The 19,233-nt window shown below is 71.3% G+C and carries 18 protein-coding genes; 12 read left to right on the forward strand and 6 right to left on the reverse strand.

From position 1 onward, the window contains the following. Nucleotides 1–238: 238 nt before the first annotated feature. The 3 genes from QSK32_RS36910 (at nt 239) to QSK32_RS36920 (ending at nt 1,676) form a co-directional block, all read left to right on the forward strand. Nucleotides 239–910, forward strand: a complete 672-nt coding sequence (locus QSK32_RS36910; RefSeq protein ID WP_285474555.1) for a hypothetical protein — start codon at nt 239–241, stop codon at nt 908–910. A 398-nt stretch (nt 911–1,308) separates the two neighbouring features. Further along, the gene (locus QSK32_RS36915) at nt 1,309–1,509 is read left to right on the forward strand and encodes a DUF6578 domain-containing protein (protein WP_285474556.1); all 201 of its coding nucleotides are present in this window, start codon (nt 1,309–1,311) and stop codon (nt 1,507–1,509) included. After that, on the forward strand, nt 1,506–1,676 hold the full coding sequence (locus QSK32_RS36920; RefSeq protein ID WP_285474557.1) for a hypothetical protein: 171 nt from the start codon (nt 1,506–1,508) through the stop codon (nt 1,674–1,676). The genes QSK32_RS36915 and QSK32_RS36920 overlap by 4 nt, the downstream gene beginning before the upstream one ends. A gap of 223 nt (nt 1,677–1,899) precedes the next feature. Here QSK32_RS36920 and QSK32_RS36925 read toward each other — a convergent pair whose 3' ends face one another. Beyond that, nucleotides 1,900–3,342 carry an MFS transporter gene (locus QSK32_RS36925; RefSeq protein ID WP_045740696.1) on the reverse strand — a complete coding sequence of 481 codons (1,443 nt, stop codon included), beginning with the start codon at nt 3,340–3,342 and terminating at the stop codon, nt 1,900–1,902. A gap of 65 nt (nt 3,343–3,407) precedes the next feature. On the opposite strand from QSK32_RS36925, the gene QSK32_RS36930 reads away from it, so the two are divergent. The 4 genes from QSK32_RS36930 to QSK32_RS36945 all read left to right on the forward strand — a co-directional run bounded on the left by QSK32_RS36930 (nt 3,408) and on the right by QSK32_RS36945 (nt 7,859). Then, a complete protein-coding gene (locus tag QSK32_RS36930; RefSeq protein WP_245673841.1) occupies nt 3,408–3,947 on the forward strand; it encodes a TetR/AcrR family transcriptional regulator in 540 nt (179 codons plus the stop codon). A gap of 59 nt (nt 3,948–4,006) precedes the next feature. Further along, on the forward strand, nt 4,007–5,323 hold the full coding sequence (locus tag QSK32_RS36935) for a KAP family P-loop NTPase fold protein (RefSeq protein WP_157410803.1): 1,317 nt from the start codon (nt 4,007–4,009) through the stop codon (nt 5,321–5,323). Next, the gene (locus QSK32_RS36940) at nt 5,320–7,077 is read left to right on the forward strand and encodes an Hsp70 family protein (protein WP_285474558.1); all 1,758 of its coding nucleotides are present in this window, start codon (nt 5,320–5,322) and stop codon (nt 7,075–7,077) included. Before QSK32_RS36935 ends, QSK32_RS36940 begins: the two co-directional genes overlap by 4 nt. A 209-nt stretch (nt 7,078–7,286) precedes the next feature. Continuing rightward, nucleotides 7,287–7,859 (forward strand): hypothetical protein, encoded by a 573-nt coding sequence (locus tag QSK32_RS36945; protein WP_285474559.1) that lies wholly within the window; start codon nt 7,287–7,289, stop codon nt 7,857–7,859. A gap of 135 nt (nt 7,860–7,994) precedes the next feature. Here QSK32_RS36945 and QSK32_RS36950 read toward each other — a convergent pair whose 3' ends face one another. After that, a complete protein-coding gene (locus QSK32_RS36950; protein WP_285474560.1) occupies nt 7,995–8,738 on the reverse strand; it encodes a class I SAM-dependent methyltransferase in 744 nt (247 codons plus the stop codon). A gap of 68 nt (nt 8,739–8,806) precedes the next feature. On the opposite strand from QSK32_RS36950, the gene QSK32_RS36955 reads away from it, so the two are divergent. Continuing rightward, nucleotides 8,807–9,832 carry a hypothetical protein gene (locus tag QSK32_RS36955; protein WP_285474561.1) on the forward strand — a complete coding sequence of 342 codons (1,026 nt, stop codon included), beginning with the start codon at nt 8,807–8,809 and terminating at the stop codon, nt 9,830–9,832. On the opposite strand, the gene QSK32_RS36960 is transcribed toward QSK32_RS36955, so the two are convergent. Then, nucleotides 9,796–12,045, reverse strand: coding sequence for a putative bifunctional diguanylate cyclase/phosphodiesterase (locus QSK32_RS36960; RefSeq protein WP_285474562.1), 2,250 nt, complete (start codon nt 12,043–12,045; stop codon nt 9,796–9,798). The two genes, QSK32_RS36955 and QSK32_RS36960, sit on opposite strands and share 37 nt — an antisense overlap. A gap of 151 nt (nt 12,046–12,196) precedes the next feature. Here QSK32_RS36960 and QSK32_RS36965 point away from each other — a divergent pair, with 151 nt between their 5' ends. Continuing rightward, the gene (locus QSK32_RS36965; protein ID WP_045740688.1) at nt 12,197–13,384 is read left to right on the forward strand and encodes a S8 family peptidase; all 1,188 of its coding nucleotides are present in this window, start codon (nt 12,197–12,199) and stop codon (nt 13,382–13,384) included. A gap of 19 nt (nt 13,385–13,403) precedes the next feature. On the opposite strand, the gene QSK32_RS36970 is transcribed toward QSK32_RS36965, so the two are convergent. Continuing rightward, complete coding sequence (locus tag QSK32_RS36970) at nt 13,404–14,201, reverse strand: hypothetical protein (protein WP_285474563.1); 798 nt, start codon at nt 14,199–14,201, stop codon at nt 13,404–13,406. Nucleotides 14,202–14,360: 159 nt separating this feature from the next. Between QSK32_RS36970 and QSK32_RS36975 the strand changes: the two genes are divergently transcribed. After that, nucleotides 14,361–14,948, forward strand: a complete 588-nt coding sequence (locus tag QSK32_RS36975) for a S26 family signal peptidase (protein WP_045740686.1) — start codon at nt 14,361–14,363, stop codon at nt 14,946–14,948. 65 nt (nt 14,949–15,013) lie between these two features. Further along, nucleotides 15,014–16,375, forward strand: a complete 1,362-nt coding sequence (locus QSK32_RS36980) for a glycoside hydrolase family 6 protein (RefSeq protein WP_285474564.1) — start codon at nt 15,014–15,016, stop codon at nt 16,373–16,375. 142 nt (nt 16,376–16,517) lie between these two features. On the opposite strand, the gene QSK32_RS36985 is transcribed toward QSK32_RS36980, so the two are convergent. After that, nucleotides 16,518–16,988: a hypothetical protein gene (locus QSK32_RS36985; RefSeq protein ID WP_045740684.1), complete on the reverse strand. Its 471-nt coding sequence runs from the start codon at nt 16,986–16,988 to the stop codon at nt 16,518–16,520. Between the two features lie 69 nt (nt 16,989–17,057). Then, the gene (locus QSK32_RS36990) at nt 17,058–17,948 is read right to left on the reverse strand and encodes a LysR family transcriptional regulator (RefSeq protein WP_045740683.1); all 891 of its coding nucleotides are present in this window, start codon (nt 17,946–17,948) and stop codon (nt 17,058–17,060) included. Nucleotides 17,949–18,021: 73 nt separating this feature from the next. Between QSK32_RS36990 and QSK32_RS36995 the strand changes: the two genes are divergently transcribed. Continuing rightward, nucleotides 18,022–19,113 (forward strand): DMT family transporter, encoded by a 1,092-nt coding sequence (locus QSK32_RS36995; RefSeq protein WP_285474565.1) that lies wholly within the window; start codon nt 18,022–18,024, stop codon nt 19,111–19,113. The last annotated feature ends 120 nt before the right edge of the window (nt 19,114–19,233 follow it).

A 19,233-nucleotide genomic window follows, 5' to 3' on the forward strand; every position in this document is an offset into this window, starting at 1 on the left:
CCCGGTAAGTCATCCTAGGACCATAGGTCGAAAGTGCTCCCCCGTCCGTAGCCGGCAACCGCCCGCCCCCGCAGACCGCGGCGTCGCGCCCCAAACCCAGCGATCTTGGTGCGCTGACCTCCGTCGGCGCAGGTCAGCGCACCAAGATCGGCCCGGGATCGGAGGCTGAGCAGTCGGCGGGCGGCATGATCGGCCAGCCGCCACCCGGACCGGGCCGGGACGTGACAGCATTCTCGGCGTGACTCCGGCCGAACCCGACCCGCACCTGCGGCTGGCGACCGACTTCGTCCGGGTCCCGCTCGCCGGCGCCCGCACCCTGGCCGGCACCGAACAACTACTGTTCACCGACGAGGTCGACGCGGCCCTCGGGGACCTGGTGCTCGCCCTGCTCCAGGACGGTGAACTGCTGGCCGCCCTCCGCGCCGAACGCCGCCGCCTGCTGCTGCGCGAGTGCCGCAGCCGGGGCGCCCCGAGCGCCTTCGACCGCGTGCCCGAGCTGGCCGGCATGACCGCCGGCGCGACCGCCGCCCTGATCGACCGGGTCTACGGCCGGCAGAGAGGCGCCCCCACCCTGACGACGCTGCAACAGGTGATCGCCCTGCAGATCGACCTGGCGTCCAGCCTGCCGGAAGGCGTCGACAACGGCGGCCCGCTGCACAACCTGGGCCTGAGCCTGCACGCCCGGTTCGCGCTCACCGGCCAGCACGCCGACCTGGCCCTGACCGTCGCGGTCGCCGAACAGGCCGTCGACCTGGCCCCGCCCGGACACCCGGCCCGCGCGAACCGGCTGGTCTCGATGGGCAAGGTCTACCTCGACTGCCACGAGACGTTCAACGACGCCGAAGCACTGGACGACGCCGAGGCCGCCTTCGACGAGGCCCAGAAACTGATGGCCCGGCCGGGTCCCTGACGGCCATCGCAACGACGCCCGGCCAGGCCCGAGAAGTGATCCTGACTCCGCCGCATCGTCACGTGCCCGCCGCTGCCGTTGCGCGAGAAACACGACACCACTGCCGCCGCTCGACGAGCACGACGCTTGCTGCGCCCGCCGCACGACAAGTACGACACCACTGCCACCGCCGCACAAGAAGCACGGCCGCTGCACGACGAACACGACGCTGCTGCCACCGCGACTGTGCGACGGGCACGACATCGCGACCGCCGAGCACCGCGAATACCATGGGGTCGGCGATGACGACCGAGAACTCACCGCGAGGCATCAGTGCCAGACCGGCACGAACCTGGCTGGGCGGCCCGCCGACGCCACGGTCGGGGAAGTCCGGCTCCGACTCGACGGCTGGTGAGGACATGCTCCAGGTCTGGATGGATTTCTGGCAGATGGAGTGCTGCGGCACGCCGTTCAGCGTGGGCGACGAGGTGTCGTGGCTGCTGCGACCTGCCGACGCCACCGCGCTCGAGTGGCCCGGCGTGGTGCTTGACGGCGTGACGGTCGACGCGATCGAGGACCACCACGGTGACGCGGAGGCCCCCGGACGGTGGGCACGGTGACCTCGATCGCCACCGTGCACTATCGCCTCGCGACGAAACCGGTCCCCGGGTCCGGCATCGTGACGCCCGTCGACACCGCCGAGAGGTGGAACGACGACCGGGGCGATCATCGTTTCGGCGGGTTCCTGATCGGGCTCCTGGTGACCACTGACCCGACAGCCGGGTAGCCGGGGCCACCACCAGCGTGCGCTGATCACCATCCGGCCGAGGCCGTGACCACGCTGACCGCCGACTGGGACGACGCGCCCCGCGCCTACCCGCCCCGGACCACCGAGCAGTGCGAATGATCACCACCCGCCAGGCCCGGTGGGCGCGTTACGGCCTGGAGGGGCGGGGGCATCGCGCTGGGGGCCACGGGACTCCCGGCGGCGCGTACAAAATGGGTGGTTGTCAAGCAGGCACCCGGGTGAGGCCCGGCAGGGGCTCGGGTTCGGTGGCCTCGGGGATGTCGGTCGATGGATTGCGGGACGGGACCAGCAGGGCCACCGCGAAGGCCGCGGCGCTGGCGCAGGCCAGGATCAGGAACGACTCGGTGAAGCCGGTCTCGGCGGGGATGCCGGACGGGCCGGTGTGGGCGGCGACGACCGCGCTGACCACCGCCGTGCCGAGGGAGGCGCCGATCGTGCGGATGTTGGTGTTCATGCCGCTGGCGGCGCCGGTCTGGTGGGCCGGGACGCTCTGCACGATCAGGTTGACCATCGACGAGTAGATCAGGCCCAGACCGATGCCGAAGATCGCTCCGGCGAGGGCGACTGTCCATTTCTGATCGTGCAGCAGGGCGAGTGAGAGGCAGGCGATCGTGCCCATCGCGGAGCCCCAGAGCAGTTGCGCCTTGTTGCTGACCCAGCGGGTGAGCGGGCCGCTCGCCGAGCCGAAGACGGCCATCGCGACCAGCATCGGGGCCATCAGCAGGCCGGCGCCGGTGACCGTGGCGCCGAAGCCGTAGCCGGAGACGGCCGGGACCTGGACCAGCTGCGGGACGAACGCGAACACGCCGAACATCGCCGCCCCGAAGAGCATCGCGACCAGGTTGGTGGTCCAGACCGCGGGCAGGCGCATCATGCGCATGTCGATCAGCGGCTCGGCGGCGCGGAGCTCGGCGAACAGCCATCCGGCGAACAGGATCGCCGCGGCGGCGAACAGGATGAGGGTACGCCCGGAAGTCCACCCCCAGGTGCCGCCCATGCTCAGCGGCAGCAGCAGGGCGACCAGCCAGCCGGCCAGCAGCAGGGCCGAGCGGACGTTGATCCGGCCGGGGCTGCGCACCGGTGACGCGGGGATCAGGCGCCAGGCCAGAAGTCCGACGATGATCACGACGGTCATCGGGATCCAGAACAGCCAGCGCCAGTCGAGGAAGCCGACGATCGGGCCGGCCAGCACGATGCCGACGCCGGAGCCGGTGGCGATGACGGCGGCCATCGTGCCGATCGCGGACGCGACCCGGTGCGGCGGGAACTCGTCGCGGATGATCCCGAAGGAGACCGGGAAGACGGCGGCGCCGAGGCCCTGGACGACGCGGGCGGCGATCAGCACGCCGATGTTCGGGGCGAGGGCGGCGATCAGGCAGCCCACCGCGATGGCGGCGAGCGCGACGAGCAGGGTGCGGTCCTTGCCGAGCAGGTCGGCGACGCGGCCCATCAGCGGGGTGGCGACGCTGGCGGCGAGCAGCCAGGCGGTGAGCACCCAGGTGACGGTGCTCGTGGTGGTGCCCAGATCCTCCCGGATGGTCGGCAGCACCGGGGTGAGCAGTGACTGCATGAGGGCGAACGCGGCGGCTGCCGCGGCCAGCACCGCGAAGGTGATGCTGGGCCCGGGCTGGTAAAGTCGAGGCATGCCTCCACATTAGCGGAGGTGTGCCTCCGGTTCGCAAGCGGATTGATTGTCAGGAGTGTCACGCGATGCCACGCCCCGTCCGCGCCGACGCCCGGCGCAACTACGACGCGCTGCTCGTGGCGGCCCGCGACGTCTTCGCGGCGCACGGGGCGGACGCGTCGCTGGAGGAGATCGCGAAACGGGCCGGGGTGGGGATCGCGACCCTCTACCGCAACTTCCCGACCCGGCAGGACCTCTTCGAAGCGGTGTACGTCGAGGAGATCGAGCAACTGGGTGAGGTCGCGGCGGCGGTCGCCGCACTGCCGCCGTGGGAGGCGCTGCAGGCGTGGCTGACCCGGTTCGTGCAGTACGCGGCCACCAAACGGGCCGTCATCGACGCGCTCAACCGGGAGTCCGCGATGTTCCGCAGCTGTCGCGAGGCGATGTACGCGGCGGGCACTCCCCTGTTCACCCGGGCGCAGCAGGCCGGCGAGGTCCGGCCCGACGCGAGCTTCGACGACGTCCTGCGGATGATCTCCGGGCTGACATCGGCGGCGTTCGTGGACGCCGAGCAGCGGGGTCGCGTGCTGGAATTCGCCCTGGACGGCATCCGCCCGCGGGCCTGACCCCGGCAATAGTCCTTCGATCGAGTGCACCGGCCAGCGGAGATCCGGATTCCGCGGGCGTGGTCCGGCAGCGGCCGTATTCTCCAGACGTACTCACGTCTCCGGAGCGTCTCATGAGCGTAATCGCTGGTCCGCCCCTGCTTCTGACCGACAATCCGGTCACCGGGTGTGAGGGCGATCAGTTCGGATTCGGTGCGCACAGTCGCGTTCTCTGCGACGCCGTTCAGGCCACCGTCCACCTGCCCCTGACCGTCGGGGTATTCGGTCCCTGGGGTACCGGCAAATCCAGTTTTCTGAACATCTGCCGCGAGACGCTGGACCGGCGCGACATTCCCACCATCGCCTTCAACCCGTGGAAGTACGACGAGAAGGAAGCAGTCTGGCATGCGCTGATCCAGACGGTCCTGACCGAGATCGCCGCGGATCAGGACGGACGCCGGTCCGATCTGAGCGCCAAAGCCGGCCGTTTGAGCAGCGCTGCCGCCTGGCTCCTACTGCGGCGTTCGGCGGGACCCCTGACCGGTGGTTTCGTGAACGGCAACGACGTGACCGCGGTCAGAGATGCCTGGCAGGCGCGGGGCATCGAGAACTACCGGCACATCAACAATTTCGAAGCGGACTTCGCCGAGGTCGTGCAGGCGTTCGTCGGCGACCGGGGGCGCCTCGTCATCTTCGTCGACGATCTGGACCGATGCCAGGGTGACACCGCCATCGCGGTGCTCGACGCGCTCAAGCTCTTCCTCGGCGAGGCGTCGTGCGTCTTCGTGCTGGCCATGGACTTCGATGTGATCTCGACGGCGGCCGCCAAGCGTTTCGACGGTGATCACGCCAGGGGCCGACAGTACCTCGAAAAGCTGATTCATTTTCCTTACCACCTTCCGGGCGTACGGTTCGAGGCCGTCTTCCAGCAACTGCAGGATTCGGTGGTGCTGGAACTGCGCGGGGATCCGGCGTTGTGGCGGCTCGCCGAGGACGCGTTCGGCGACAATCCCCGCCGGATTCGCCGGTTCATCTCGGCGCTCAACCTCACCGCGGCGACGCTCTGCCTGCATTCGCGGCCGAGCCGGGACAGGTTGATGCAGGCGGCGATCCTGTTGGCCCTACGGATGCGCTTTCCCGACTTCTTCCAGCGTGTGCAGGCGAATCCGGCGGTGTGGGAACGGCTGGACGAAGCGGCCCGTACCCAGAACAACGCCCGGCTCCGCCAGGACGAGGTGGACCTGACCACGGCAGAGCCCGCGCTGTCGAACCTCCTGCTGGCCGTCACGCCCGGTGAGCGCAGCGGGTGCTCGTTCCCGCACATCCCGACGAAGGCCCAGATCGAGGTCGTCACCCAGGTCCTGACGGTGACCGGCGGTCCGGGAGAACAGTCGTGACCGACGAGGCCCGCTATGTGATCGGACTGGACATCGGCGACGGGGAGAGCTGCCTCGGATGGGCGCCGCTCGACCGCCCCGGGGAGACGCTGATCTATGCCCGGCCGCGCACCACCGAACGCAGCATCGTGACGGCCATGGCGCAGCCGCCGGCCGGCACGGTCCACCGGCTCATCGGCGACGAGGCCGTGACCAGCCCTGGGGCGACACACATCAGCGTCAGTTTCAAGCGGGCGCCGGACGCGCTCGGCACCGGGATCCCGGACGCTGTCCTCTTCGCGCAGTCCCTGCTGCTGGAGTTCCGGGAGCAGCATCCCGAGGTCTTCCGGGACGCCACGGTCTGCGTCGGGCATCCGGCCGGGTGGCCGCCCGAGGCGGTCGCCGCGTACGACCGGCACCTCGCTCTTCTGGGGTTGCCGGTGCGGCTGGTGCCGGAGTCACAGTCAGCCCTGCTGCATGTCCGTGATCGGGGACGTGCCGAGTCAGAGCTCGAACGAGTACTGGTCGTCGACATCGGTTCCTCGACGACTGACTTCACCGTCGTCGAGGACCTCACACCGAGGAATCTGCCGGTCGGCGCCGCAGTCGGGTGCCGGCAGATCGACGAGTGGCTCGCCGGCCGGGTCCGGTCCGCGCTGCGGCACGACACGGCACTGTCCGCGGCGCTGGCCGTCGACGGCGGCCCGGCCCTGCTGCTCCTCGCCTGCCGCTGGGCCAAGGAGGCGCAGTTCTCCGGCGAGTCCCGGCGGATCATGAACCTTCGTGAGTCGTGCGACGAACGTTTCCGGCCGATCGTCGCGACCGCGTGGACCTGGCTGCTCGATCTCGACATCACGCACATGCTGACGGAGCCCGGCGGGTGGGGTGACGACTTCCGTGCGGTGCTCGCCGAGGTGGCGGCTCTGCTCGGAGACCGGCACCCGACCCTGGTGGTCCTCACCGGTGGTGGGTCGCGCATACCCCTCGCCGGCCGGCTGTGCCACGAGATCTTCCCGGCAGCGGCGGTCGAGCAGGACGAGGAGCCCGCCTTCGCCGTCGCCCGAGGGCTGGTGAGCAACGGCCGACGAAGGGCCGAGGTCCGCCGGTTCCGGCAGGACGTGGCCGACCTGATGCGTGCGCCGGAGACGGAGGCGAAGGTCCGGACGGAGGCTGTCCTGGCCCTCGACGGAATGAAGGACAAGATCGCCGAGCAGGTGCTGGAGGCGAGGGAGTCATCCGCCGATCTGGCGAACCACATCAAGTTCGGCATGTTCGACGCGAAACTCGCCCTGGCCGAGTCGCTCGCCTTCTACCTGTCCATGCGGGTGGAGCGAATCTGCCGACGTTACGGTGTCCCCGCCCATCGGGTTCACCTCGAGCTGAACCTGCCGGACCTGTTCACGGCTCAGCTGGACCGAATCCTCGACCGGGTCGGCAAGGCCGAACGGCTCACCGAGTTCAGCACCCCGGCGGGACTCGCCCAGTTCGCTGCTCCGCAGAACGTGGCGCATCACCTCGTCAGCTCAGCTCTCGAACGGGTCCGGGCGAGATTCGCGCCGGCCCTGACCCCGGAGGTGGCGGCGTTCGCGATCGGTGCCGTCACCACCGGGTCAGGCTTTGCGGCCGACCGAGCCGCACGTACATTCATCCAGCGGATGCTCCGGCTCGGCGAGTACTCCCCCGATGAGCTCGACCAGATCACCGCTGACGTGCTGAAGGCGATCACCGAACAGACCGACGACCGTGCCCGTGAGCTGGAACGCTGGCTGGCCTGACCCGCCCGACGCACTGCGGATGACCGCCGCTGACGTCGACGGCGTTCGTGGACGCCGAGCAGCGGGGTCGCGTGCTGGGATTCGCCCTGGACGGCATCCGCCCACGAACCGGATCCACCGGCGTTTAGCCGCCTTCTGTCGCGTTTTGGACAGTTCATCGATGCGCGTGTCGGCGCGGGACGAACCGGACCCGATGGCACGATCGCGGAATGCGAAAAACATTCACGGTCGGCATGCTGCTCGCTTTCGTAGCGGCATGTGGCACCACTCCGGCCGAGTCGAACGCCGCCGATGCACCGGCCGCGTCGGCCCCCGCAACGGCCACAGGCGCTGCGGCAGCGACAGGCACGACGACGGACGCGGGCGCGGCAGCGGACGCCACGGCAACGGCAACGGCAGCGGCGGACACGAACAGTCCCCCGGCGCTGGGTACCGCCCAGCTGATCAAGACCGAGCGCTTCACGGCCACGGTGACGGTCAAGGCCGCCACCGTCGCCGCGGAGATCGGCGATGCCCCCTACGGGATCGACGTCCACGTGGAGCTGACCGAGGGCGCCTGGGGTTACGGCGTGTCCCCGGTCCAGCTCGTCTACGCGAACGGCTCCGCCCACGACCCGATCGAGCACGCGGACACCATCGAGGGATCCCCTGACCTCGACGCCCCGAACAGCTTCGACTGGCGGCTCTTCTACGATCACCCGGCCGGCGCCGGGGTCGGGCAGGGCGCCCGCGTCACCATCAGCAGCAACGACGGCAAGCCCCTGGCCACCTGGCTGACGTAACCCGCCCGGCTACCAAGGCCCGTCATCCGTCCGGCCCGCAGCCGGACAGATGACGGGCCTACACGTTCCTCAGCGAGCCTCGAGACGGGCCGGTCACGTTCCTCAGCGAGCCTCGAGACGGGCCGGTCACGTTCCTCAGCGAGCCTCGAGGCGGGCCAGCAGGGAGAACGCGTTGGGGAGCCGGCCGCTCCAGGCAGCCGCCTCGACGCCGCCCATCCTCCAGAACGGCTCCGGGTATTCCGACAGGTCGACGATGCGGAACCCGGCCGCCGACACCGCCGTCACAATCCGGCCCAGAGTGTGCTGGGACTGGACGGCGCCGCCCGCCGGGAACGAGTCGTTCACGTGGTGCGGGGCGAAGTAGTCACGGTCCGGGCGGATCCGGGGTTCGTCGGCGTCCCAGCTCCACAGCGGGGCGGCCGGGTGCTCGTCGTACACGAAGAGGTGCCCGCCGGGGCGCAGCAGCCGGGCGATGTCGCGGGCCCACTCCCCGAGGTCGGGCATCCAGATGATGCCGCCCTTGCCGGTGTAGACCAGGTCGGCGCTCGCGTCGTCCAGGGGTGCCCCGGGCAGTGCCGCCCGCACGTAACGGCAGGGCAGGCCCAGTTCACGCGCCCGCTGCCCGGCGACCCGGACCGCGGTCTCGCTGAAGTCGAGCCCGATCACCGACCGGGCCCCGGCGTGGACGAGCGCCACGTCGTCGGTGGCGTTCCCGCTCTGCCAGTGGATCACTTCCGGGCCGGCGGCCAGGATGTCGCGCAGCAGTTCCCGTTCCAGCGGGAGGAGCGAGGTGCCGCCGATCGCGACGGCGGAGATCTCGTCGTACTCCCGGACGTACTTCTCGCCGGCGGACTCCCAGGCCCGATGGTTCACATCCATGCCGGGACAGTGACTGACGACGATGCCTCGGGGCAACCGGATTCCCCGGCCTCTCCTACGATCTTGGAATGGCCTTTCACAACCTCAAGCTGGCTCGTTTCGTGTTCGGCCACCCACCGTCCGGCACGCCCGACTTCGACACCGAGGCGCTGCACAGTGATCCCGCGTTGCGGGAGGCGCGGGATCGCGCGGCGGCCGGCGACTGGATGTCCGCGCGGCAGGTGATCGACGACGCCGGCACCGACTGGGAGCTGCGGGCGACCCGGATCGGCGTGCTGGCCCGGGCGGCCGCCGAGAACGACGGCTGGGTCTACGCCTGGCTGGGCGCCGAACCGGACAACGTGGCCGCAGTGCTGGTGCAGTCGTCGATGTTGAGCCACCGCGCCGGCGAGGCCCGGGGTTCCGCGTCGGCCAAGGACACCACCGAGGAGCAGTTCCGCGACTTCCACCGGCTGTCCCGGGAGGCCGCCGCGGCCGGCCAGCGGGCCCGTGAGCTGGCCGGGCCGGACGACCCGATCCCGTGGGTGGAGGCGCTGGGCACGATGTTCGGCGATCAGATCACCCGCAGCACGTCGTTCGACACGATCTACACCGAGGGGCGCCGTCGCGACCCGCACAACTTCGACCTGCACCGGACCGCGATCGCGTTGCGGTGCGAGAAGTGGTACGGCTCGCACGACCTGATGTTCGGCACCGCCCGCCAGGTCGCCGCGGACGCCCCGGAGGGCGCGCACGCGGTGCTGCTTCCGCTGTACGCCCATTTCGAGTACGCGATGCGCACGTTCGCCTGGGACAGCCGCAGCAAGCAGGCGATGGGGGCGTGCCGGGAGTTCTTCCGCCGGCCGGACGTGCAGCAGGAGCTGGACGGCTGGATCGCCAAGTGGCAGGCCGGCCCGCACAGCCCCGGCCGCCTGAACCACGTCCGGCAGTGGATGGCGCTGTACTACACGCTCGCGGGCCGGCGTGACCAGGCGCGCGACGTCTTCGACGAGATCGGCCCGCACGTCGGCGAACCGGTCACGGCGTGGGCCTGGTTCTGGCTCGGTGACAGGTTCGGCTACCTGCGCGCCTGGTGGTGGGCGCACGGGAAGTAGTCCCCGGCCATCTCGGTGATCCGGTCGGCGGGCACCGGACGCGACCACAGGTATCCCTGGCCGTACTCGTAACCGAGGCCGCGCAGCAGGTCACGCTGCTCCATGGTCTCGATGCCCTCGGCGACCGAGGAGAAGTCCAGTGCTGACGCCATCTGGCTGACCGCGGTCGCCACCGCGGCCTGCCGCCCGACCGTCGTGATCGACTCCACGAAGGAGCGGTCCAGTTTGAGGGTCGTCACCGGACAGGTGAGCAGCAGGCCCAGCGAGCTGGCGGCGGTGCCGAAGTCGTCCAGGGCGAGCCGGACGCCGAGGCCGCGCAGGGCGAGCATCGCCTCGTGGGACTGTTCGTCGTCGAGCACCGCGGTCTCGGTGACCTCGATGCTCAGGCTGCCGGCCGGCAGTCCGGAGTCGGCGAGGGCGGCGGCCACGTCGGCGGCCAGACCGGGGTCGCGCAGCTGCCGGCCGGCCACGTTGACGCCGACGGTCAGTGGTTCGCCGTCCGGGAGCAGCCGCCGCCACTCGGCGCCCTGGCGGCACGCCTCGCGCAGCGCCCAGCGGCCGATGGCGACGATCAGCCCGGTGCGTTCGGCGATCGGGATGAACTCCACCGGCGGTACCGTGCCGCGGGTCGGGTGGTTCCAGCGGATCAGCGCCTCCACCCCGGTCATCCGCTCGTCGCTCATCCGGACGATCGGCTGGTAGAGCAGGGTGAACTGGCCCTCCTCGACGGCCTGGCGCATCTCGCGGATCAGCACCGCCTCGGCGTTGATCCGTTCGCCCATCTCCGCCGAGTACGCGACCCACATGCCCTTGCCGCGGCGCTTCGCCTCGTACATGGCGATGTCGGCGTCGACCAGCGCCGGGGCGACGCCGACGCTGGCCCGGGTGATCAGGGTGTGGTCGCTGACCTCGATCGGCTCGGCCAGCCGGCTCAGGATGGTCTCGGCCATCAGGGCGGCGTCGTCCGGGGCGGCACCGGGCAGCACGACGGCGAACTCGTCGCCGCCGAGCCGGGCCACCAGATCGCCGGGGCGGACGGCGTCACGCAGCCGGCCGGTCACGGTCACCAGCAGCTGGTCGCCGGCCGCGTGTCCCATCGTGTCGTTGACGGTCTTGAAGTCGTCGAGGTCGATGAGCAGCACGGTGGCGTCGCCGGGGCGTTCCAGAGCGGCGAGCAGGGTCGCCCGGTTGGCCAGCCCGGTCAGTGAGTCGAAGGACGCCGCCGCGTCGAGCCGGCGGATCAGCCCGGCGTTGTCGTGGAAGGCGACCAGTTGACGCCCGGCGACCAGGCAGGTGATCACCACGACGCCCAGGGCGGCGCCGGTCAGCTGGGACGTCGCGTGGACGGGCAGCATCTGGAAGAACACCGCGAAGGTCACGGCGATCATTCCGTACGGCAGAAGGCTGTACGGGCGGCGCTTGGCGGTGTGGTGTTCCCGGCCGCTGCGGACGAGCACGATCTGGATCCACGGGCCGGCCGCGATCAGCAGGGACGGCAGGAGACGGATCGCGTACACGTACCCGTGCTGGGCGCTCTGGAAGTCGCCCGGCAGGAACGTGCTGACGCCCTGGATCATCGCCGCGATCACCATCGGCCACGCCGCGATCCGCGCCATCGGCGGTTCCTTGATCAGGGCGACCTTGGTGGCGGAGAAGGTGGCGACCAGGACGAGCGCGCCGGTGAGCCCGGCGCTGAGCCGGTCGGTGTGCGTGCCGCCGACCGGGTTGACCGCGTAGCACCAGGCGACCACGCCGCCGCCGACCAGCACGGTGGTGGCGTCCAGCCAGAAGACGAAGCGTTCGCGGGCGGTCCGCAGGCCCTGCGGGAAGATCAGGCAGGCGATGACGTTGCTGGTCATGCCGACCGTGAAGAAGATCATCTGCACCGGTCCGCCGGCCAGTGACGGCGTGCCGGGGTCGAGCAGCACCACCAGGCTCTGCTGCAGGTCGCCGATGGTGAACATCGTCCCGGCGAAGCCGATCAGCGTCCAGAACCGGCGGTAACGGTCGTGACAGAGGCGGCGCAGCTGCCATCCGCCGATCGCCAGGGCCGCGTCCAGCGGGATCTGGAAGATCCAGAACGCCTGCATCTGCCGGACCGGGTGGCCGTCGAGGACGACGAAGAGCGCGCAGCCGATCAGGGTCAGCGCGAGGAGAGCGCGCAGGACGGGGTCCCGGCGCAGCTGGTCCCACGGCTGCACGCTGTTCGGCACCCCGGGACCATCGGGCGGCGCCCGAAACATCCGAGCATTTTCGTCAACAGGACCGTGTCGACTTCCTAAAACATCGTTGATCGTCAATCAATATTTCCTCCCTAACGTCATGGGCAGGCGTCAACCGGACGTCTCGACCCCCGGAGGAACAATGCGACTCAAGTCCACCAGAGCCGCCGCGGTGATCGTCGCCGCCACCGTCGCCGCCACCGCGGCGACGCCCGCCTTCGCTGCTCCGAAGACCGGCACCATCCTGGCCGCGGACAGCCCGAACGCCATCGCCGGCAGCTACCTCGTCACCCTCAAGAACGGGCAGCAGATCGACCAGGCCAAGGCCGACAGGCTCGCCCAGCGCTACGGCGGCAGCGTCGGCAAGGTCTTCGGCCACGCCGTCGAGGGCTACGCCGCGAAGCTGTCCGCCGCGCAGGCCGCCCGCCTGGCCGCCGACCCGTCGGTCGCCTCCGTAGAGGCCGACCAGGTCGTCCGGATCGCCGACACCCAGTCGTCCGCGCCGTGGGGACTGGACCGCATCGACCAGCGGGCACTGCCGCTGAGCGGCACCTACACCTACGGCCCGAGCAGCGGCGTCACCGTCTACGTGATTGATACTGGCATCACGATCACGCACCAGGACTTCGGGGGCCGTGCCAGCTACGGCTACGACGCGGTCGACGGCGACAACGTCGCTCAGGACGGCCAGGGCCACGGCACGTTCGTCGCGGGCGTGGCGGTCGGCTCGACGTACGGCGTGGCGAAGAGCGCGAACGTCGTCGGCGTCCGGGTACTCGGCAACGACGGCTCCGGCACCACCGCCGGTGTCATCGCGGGCATCGACTGGGTGACCGCGAACGCCGTGGCCGGCCGGTCGGTCGCCAACCTGTCGCTCGGCGGCGGCACCAGCACCACCCTCGACGCGGCGGTCCGCCGGTCGATCACGGCGGGTATCCCGTACACCATCGCCGCCGGCAACTCGGGCGTCAACGCGAGCACCACCTCGCCGGCCCGCGTCACCGAGGCCCTGACCGTGGGCGCGACCAGCAACACCGACGCCAAGGCGTCCTGGTCCAACTACGGCTCGGTGCTCGATCTGTTCGCCCCGGGCGTCTCGATCACCTCGGCCTGGCGCACCAGCAACACCGCCACCTACACCGGAAGCGGCACGTCCTTCTCCGCCCCGCACGTCGCCGGCGCGGCGGCGCTCTACCTGGCCGCCCACCCGGGAGCCTCGGTCACCACGGTCAACGCGGCCATCGTCGACGCCGCCACCACCGGCGTGGTCACCAGCCCGGGCACCGGCTCCCCGAACCGCCTCCTCTACACCGCCACCCTCTCCAGCTGACAGATCCAGATCAAGATCCTCATCGTGTACGCCGGACGGCCGCTCCCGTGGCCGTCCGGTCGCGTGCGCTGTCCCGCTGCCGCGGCAGCAGCCGGATCGCCGGGGCCCGGTCGAGGCGCACGCCGGAACGGCCGAGCAGCACCACCGCCGGGTACCGGTCCAGCTCACCGGCGACATCCCCGGGCAGCGTGTCCAGCCCGTCCAGAATGATCATCAGTTTGCCCCGGTCGACGAGTGCCGCGGCCACGTCCCGGCGGCCGCCCAGGTGCAGGTCCGCGACCTGCCGCCGGATCCACGGGGTCAGGCCCCCGGCACCCGGGTCCCAGGACGCGAGGTCCAGCAGCACCGGCACCGGATCGCCGTCGGCGCGGTCGGCCAGCAGCCCGCGCAGCAGCAGGACCGCCATCGACCGGGCGCCCTCCCCCACGATGACCAGGCGGCGTTCGGGCACCCGGCGGAACAGGGCGGCGAGCCGGGCCGCGGCCCGCTCCGGGTCCGCGCCGTCCAGCAGGTAACGCACCGAGGGATCCGCATCGGGGGCCGCCGCGTCCGGATGGCTCAGGTCGGCGTCCCGCATCCAGCGCAGGGCGATCGTACCGCCGGACGGCAGCGGCCACGCGGCGTCGACCGCGGACGCGAGATCCTCCTCGGGCCGGCGTACCCGCCACTCCTGGGCGACGATCACCGCCCCGGTCACGACGCTGAGCCCGCCGAGCACGGGTTTCCCCCACACCGCCGCGGCCAGGGAACCGAGGCAGACCGCGGCCAGGACGCTGCGCCGCGCGACTCGTGCTCGGTTCGTCTCAACGGGCGGCATGCGGGACTCCTGGGGGTCGAGAGGGTGGCCTGCCCCACGGAACGGGAAGCCACTGTGAGCATCGAACGAGGTGGATCATGGAAGGGGTGCGGCCATCCACGGTGATTCACACTTGCGGGAGGTCTTGAGCGGGTTGCGGGGGCATAGCAAGCTGGCGTGATGGAGCGGATCCGCAGGACCTGCCGCGGGCTCGGACTGGCCCTGCTGCTGTCCGCCACCGCCCTGCTCCTGGTGCGCTACCGCGTGCACGCGGTGCCGGCCGCCGGGATGTCCCCGCTGATCGGACCGGGTGACCGGATCGTCGTGGACACCTGGACCCACGACGCCGTCCGCGGTGACGTGGTGCTGGTCGGCGACCGGGCCGCACGGGTGGCGGCCACCGCCGGCAGTTTCGTGTCCTGCTGCGACGCCGCCGGCCGGATCCTCGTCGACGGCCTGCCGATGAACGCCGGGCACGGCGCGTTCACCGTCAAGGTCCCGCGGGACCGGCTGTTCCTGCTCGGCGATGACCCGGCCGTGCTCCTCGACTCGCGGGAGGTGGCGGCGGCCGGCGACGGCACGGTGGCCGCCGGCGAGGTGCGCGGCCGGGTCATCGCGGTGATCGGTTCCGGTTCGCGGGCGTCCACGTTGCCCGATCCGGCGGTGCGCACCCTGGTGTGGACGTCCCGTGTGGCCGCGGCCGGCCTCGCGCTGATCCTCCTCGCCGCACTGCCGGTGTGGCGCCGGAACCGGGCCTCATGTCATTGACAGTTGCCGATCACTGAGACACGGCTTATGTTGGGAGCGCTCCCACACCGTCCTCAGGAGGAGCCATGTCCCCATCCCCCCGTTCCCCCAAGATCCGGTCGGCGCTGCTCGCCGCCACCGTCGCGTGCGCCACCGCCGCGGCCGGCGTCGCGCTCACCACCGGGACCGCCTCCGCCGGCACACTGTCCGGCACGCTCTACCGCGACCCGGACAGCGCGGCCGCCCGCTGGGTCGCCGCCAACCCCGGCGACTCACGGACCACCGTGATCAACACCCGGATCGCCAGTCAGCCGGCCGCCCGCTGGGTGGCGAACTTCAACATCAACACCGTCCAGGCCGAGGTCGCCGAGTACGTCGGCGCCGCCAACGCCGCGTCTCAGGTGCCGGTGCTCAGCGTCTACGGCATCACCAACCGCGACTGCGGGGGTGCGAGCTCCGGCGGCGCCCCCGACCTCACCCAATACCAGAGCTGGATCACCAACCTGTCCCGCGGACTCGGCGACCGCACCGTGGTGATCATTCTGGAGACCGACTCGATCGCCCTGCTGACCTGCCTGAACAGCAGCGAGATCAACGCCCGCAACCAGGCGTTGCGGACCGCCGTGCAGACCCTGAAGGCGGCGAACGCCAACGCCAAGGTCTACCTCGACGGCGGGCACTCGGCGTGGAACAGCGCGTCCGACCAGGCCGCCCGCCTGGTCGCCGCGGGCGTCGCGGTCGCCGACGGCTTCTACACCAACGTCTCCAACTTCCAGCCCACGAGCGCGGAGACGGCGTACGGGCGTGCCATCATCAGCGCCCTGAACGGCCAGGGCGTGACGGGCAAACGCCAGATCATCGACACCAGCCGCAACGGCGGAGCGGCCGGCGACTGGTGCGGCGACGACAACACCGACCGGCGGATCGGCCGCTACCCGACCCTGGCCACCGGTGACGACGCCATCGACGGATTCCTGTGGGTGAAGCCGCCCGGGGAAGCGGACGGATGCGCCTTCGCGGCCGGTTCGTTCCAGCCGTCCCTGGCATACAGCCTGGCCACCGGGGTGGCGGATCCGACCACTTCGCCCAGTAGCCCGTCGAGCAGCCCGTCGAGCAGCCCGTCGGCCAGTCCTTCCGGGCAGCCGCCGGCGGGGACCGCGTGCAGCGCCTCCTATCGGACCACGAGCACCTGGTCCGGCGGGTTCCAGGCCGAGGTGACCGTGACCGCGGGCGACGCGCCGATCTCCGCGTGGACGGTCACCTGGACGCTCGCCTCGGGACAGTCGATCAGTCAGGTCTGGAACGGGACACTGGCCACCAGCGGCAGTGCGGTGAGCGTACGCAATGTGTCCTGGAACGGAGCCCTCGCCGCGCGTGCCACCGCGCAGTTCGGCCTCCTCGCGTCCGGCGGCGTCACCACGCCCAGCCTGACCTGCGCCACCGCCTGAAGCCGCGGGCCCGGGCGGTTCGCCCGGGCCCGTACCCGGTCGCCGTCAGCCGTCCGCCGCCGGGCAGCCCGGCGGCTGTGCCGTCTCCTGCCGGACCCCGGGGAGCACCTGCGCGGTGGCACGGAGGACGGACGTCGGCTGCTCAGAGGCCGGGGCAGGCGGTGAGGCTCAGCGACTGCAGGTGCAGGGCCCAGCCGCCGTCCACCTCGACCGCGTTCAGATCGAGGCTCTCGCCGTCGATCGGCCGGTCGTCGAGCAGGTCGACGTCCACCCCGATCCGCACCGGCCGCGGGTCCATCAGGTCGGCGCCGCTCGTGTCGAGGTACCACCGGCCGGCCGCCGACTCCCGGGCGAAGCTCTCGGTGGAGACGAACGTGATCTGCCCGGCGAAGGCCGCCGACATCGGCACCAGCGTGAACCGGTTGCCCGGGTCCAAGGTCAGCACGTCGCCCTGTGCGGAGCACCACGCGCCCTGGAAGTCCTCCTCCGGCGGGGCGGCCTCGGTGACCAGCATGGAGCCGGCGACGCTCACGGCGGCCACGGCCACCGCCGCGACGCACAGGCCGGCCAGTCCGAACAGGGCGGAGTACGCCACCCACCGCTTCGTGATCACGACTGGATTGTGGACCTTACGCCGCCTGTTCCGGGGCGTCTGCGCAGAACCTTCACACTCTCCACACCATCACGGGGCCGCCGCGCGCAGTGCCGACACCTCATGCAGTTGCTCGACGACTGCACGAACGGTCGTACGATGCAAAGTCTCCGGCCGCGACAGAACGTCGATGTGCCGTCCCGCCGGGATGTCCGCGAGCGGCCGCAGCACCACCCCCGGACCCGGCACCCGGATGTACCCCGGCAGCAACGCCAGCCCGGCCCCCGCCGCCACCAGCGCCGCCGCCACGCTGAACTCGTTGATCCGGTGGCGGATCTCCAAGGGACGCCCGGCCGCCGCGGCGACCGCCGCCAGGATGCCCTCCAGCGGGAACCCGTCGTGCACGCTGATCCACGGCTCGGCCGCGACGTCAGCGGTCGCCAGCCGGTCGTCCCCGGCCAGCCGGTGCCCGGTGGGCAGCGCGACGAACAGCGGCTCCTGCATCAGCGGGATGACGCTCACCTGCCCGGCCGGCCACGGCGGACTGTGCGCGAGCCGGTGCGCCACCACCAGGTCGTAGTCGGCGACCAGCGCCGGGTAGTCGGCCTGCGCCACGTCGGCGTCCACGCACCGCACCGGCAGCCCGGACCGCAGCAGCGGCGGGAAGTAGGTGAGCGCCGCACTGTGGAACGCCGCCACCGTAACCGGCTCATCCGGATCCTCCAGATATGCCCCGACGGCCCGGTCCGCCCGGTCCAGCGCCTCGAACACGTCGACCGCCGCGGACGCGAGGGCCCGGCCGGCCGGGGTCAGCGCCAGCCGCCGCCCGCGGCGTTCGGTCAGCGGCGCCCGGGCGGTCCGCTGCAACGCCTTGAGCTGCTGCGACACCGCCGACGGGGTGATGTGCAGGGCGCGGGCAACGGCGGCGACGCTGCCCCGTTCGCCGAGTTCGCGCAGCAGCCGCAGGTGATGCAGATCCATTAGTATTTACTACACTATCGATTCAGCAGGTGCCTTCTTGTCTTCACGGTCAGGGCGCGGCAGGCTTCCGACCGTGCTACTTCTCGTCGTCGCGGTCGTCTGGGGCAGCAGCTACCTCACCGCCAAGAACCTGACCCTCGCCGCCGGGGTGATCGGCCTGCTCGCCCTCCGATACGCGATCTCCGCCGCGGTGATGCTGCCGTCCCTGGCATTCCGCCGCCCGACCCGCCACACGGTCCGCGTCGGAGTGCTGCTCGGCCTGACCCAGGCATCGGTGCTGGTCCTGGAGACCTACGGCGTGTCGATGACCAGTGCGAGCAACGCCGGCGTCCTCATCAGCCTGACCATCCTGATCACCGCCGCGCTGGACCGGCAACCCGGCCGGTTCCTGCTGGCCGCCGGGGTGGCCGTCGCCGGCGTGATCCTGCTGGTGGCCGGTCCCGGCCTACGGGCGCCGTCGCTCGGCGACGGATTGATGCTCGCGGCGGCGGTGGTCCGCTCCGTGCACGTGCTGCTCTCCGCCCGGCTCACCCGGGGCCTGGACCCGGTCCCGCTGACGACGATCCAGCTGCTGGTCGGCACGGTCCTGTTCGCCCCGGGCCTGGTGCCGGCGGCCCGCGCCTACGGTCCGGCCGAGTGGGGCGGTGTGCTCTACCTGGCGCTGGGCTGCAGCGTGTTCGCCTTCCTGGCCCAGCTGTGGGCGTTGCAGCGCACCTCCGCCGGGCGGGCGAGCCTGCTGCTCGGCACCGAACCGGTCTGGGCGGTCGTCATCGGCGTCCTGATCGGCGGCGAGACCCTGGGCTGGGCGACCACCGCCGGCATAGCGTTGGTACTCATCGGAACGTACTGGGGACGCAAACTCTCCGTGGAACCCACCCCCGACCCGTCACCGGAACCGTTCGGTGGTGACCGGGACCAGCCCCATGCCACGCACCATCCCGGTCAGCTCCCGCAGCACTCCCCCGACGCTGTCACCGCCGTAGACGGCGCGGTACCCGCCCCCGGCGTCGCCGTCGCGCCCGCCTCCGGTGCGGTGGGGGTCACGCCCACCGCTGTCGGCGCGATGGGGGTCACGCCCACCGCTGTCGGCACGGTGGGGGTCACGCCCACCGCCGTCGGCACGATGGGAACCACGCCCACCGCCGTCGTCCGCACCCGCCAGTGAGACGGTCACGTCGAGCGCCCAGGCCACGCCGTTGCCCACCGTCCGCAACTCCCAGCCGAACCGGTCCGCACCGACCTGCCGCCGCCCCCGCGACCGCACCGCCCATTCCGGAGGACGCCC

The organism is Actinoplanes sp. NBRC 101535, from assembly GCF_030269225.1.
Lineage (GTDB): Bacteria > Actinomycetota > Actinomycetes > Mycobacteriales > Micromonosporaceae > Actinoplanes > Actinoplanes rectilineatus.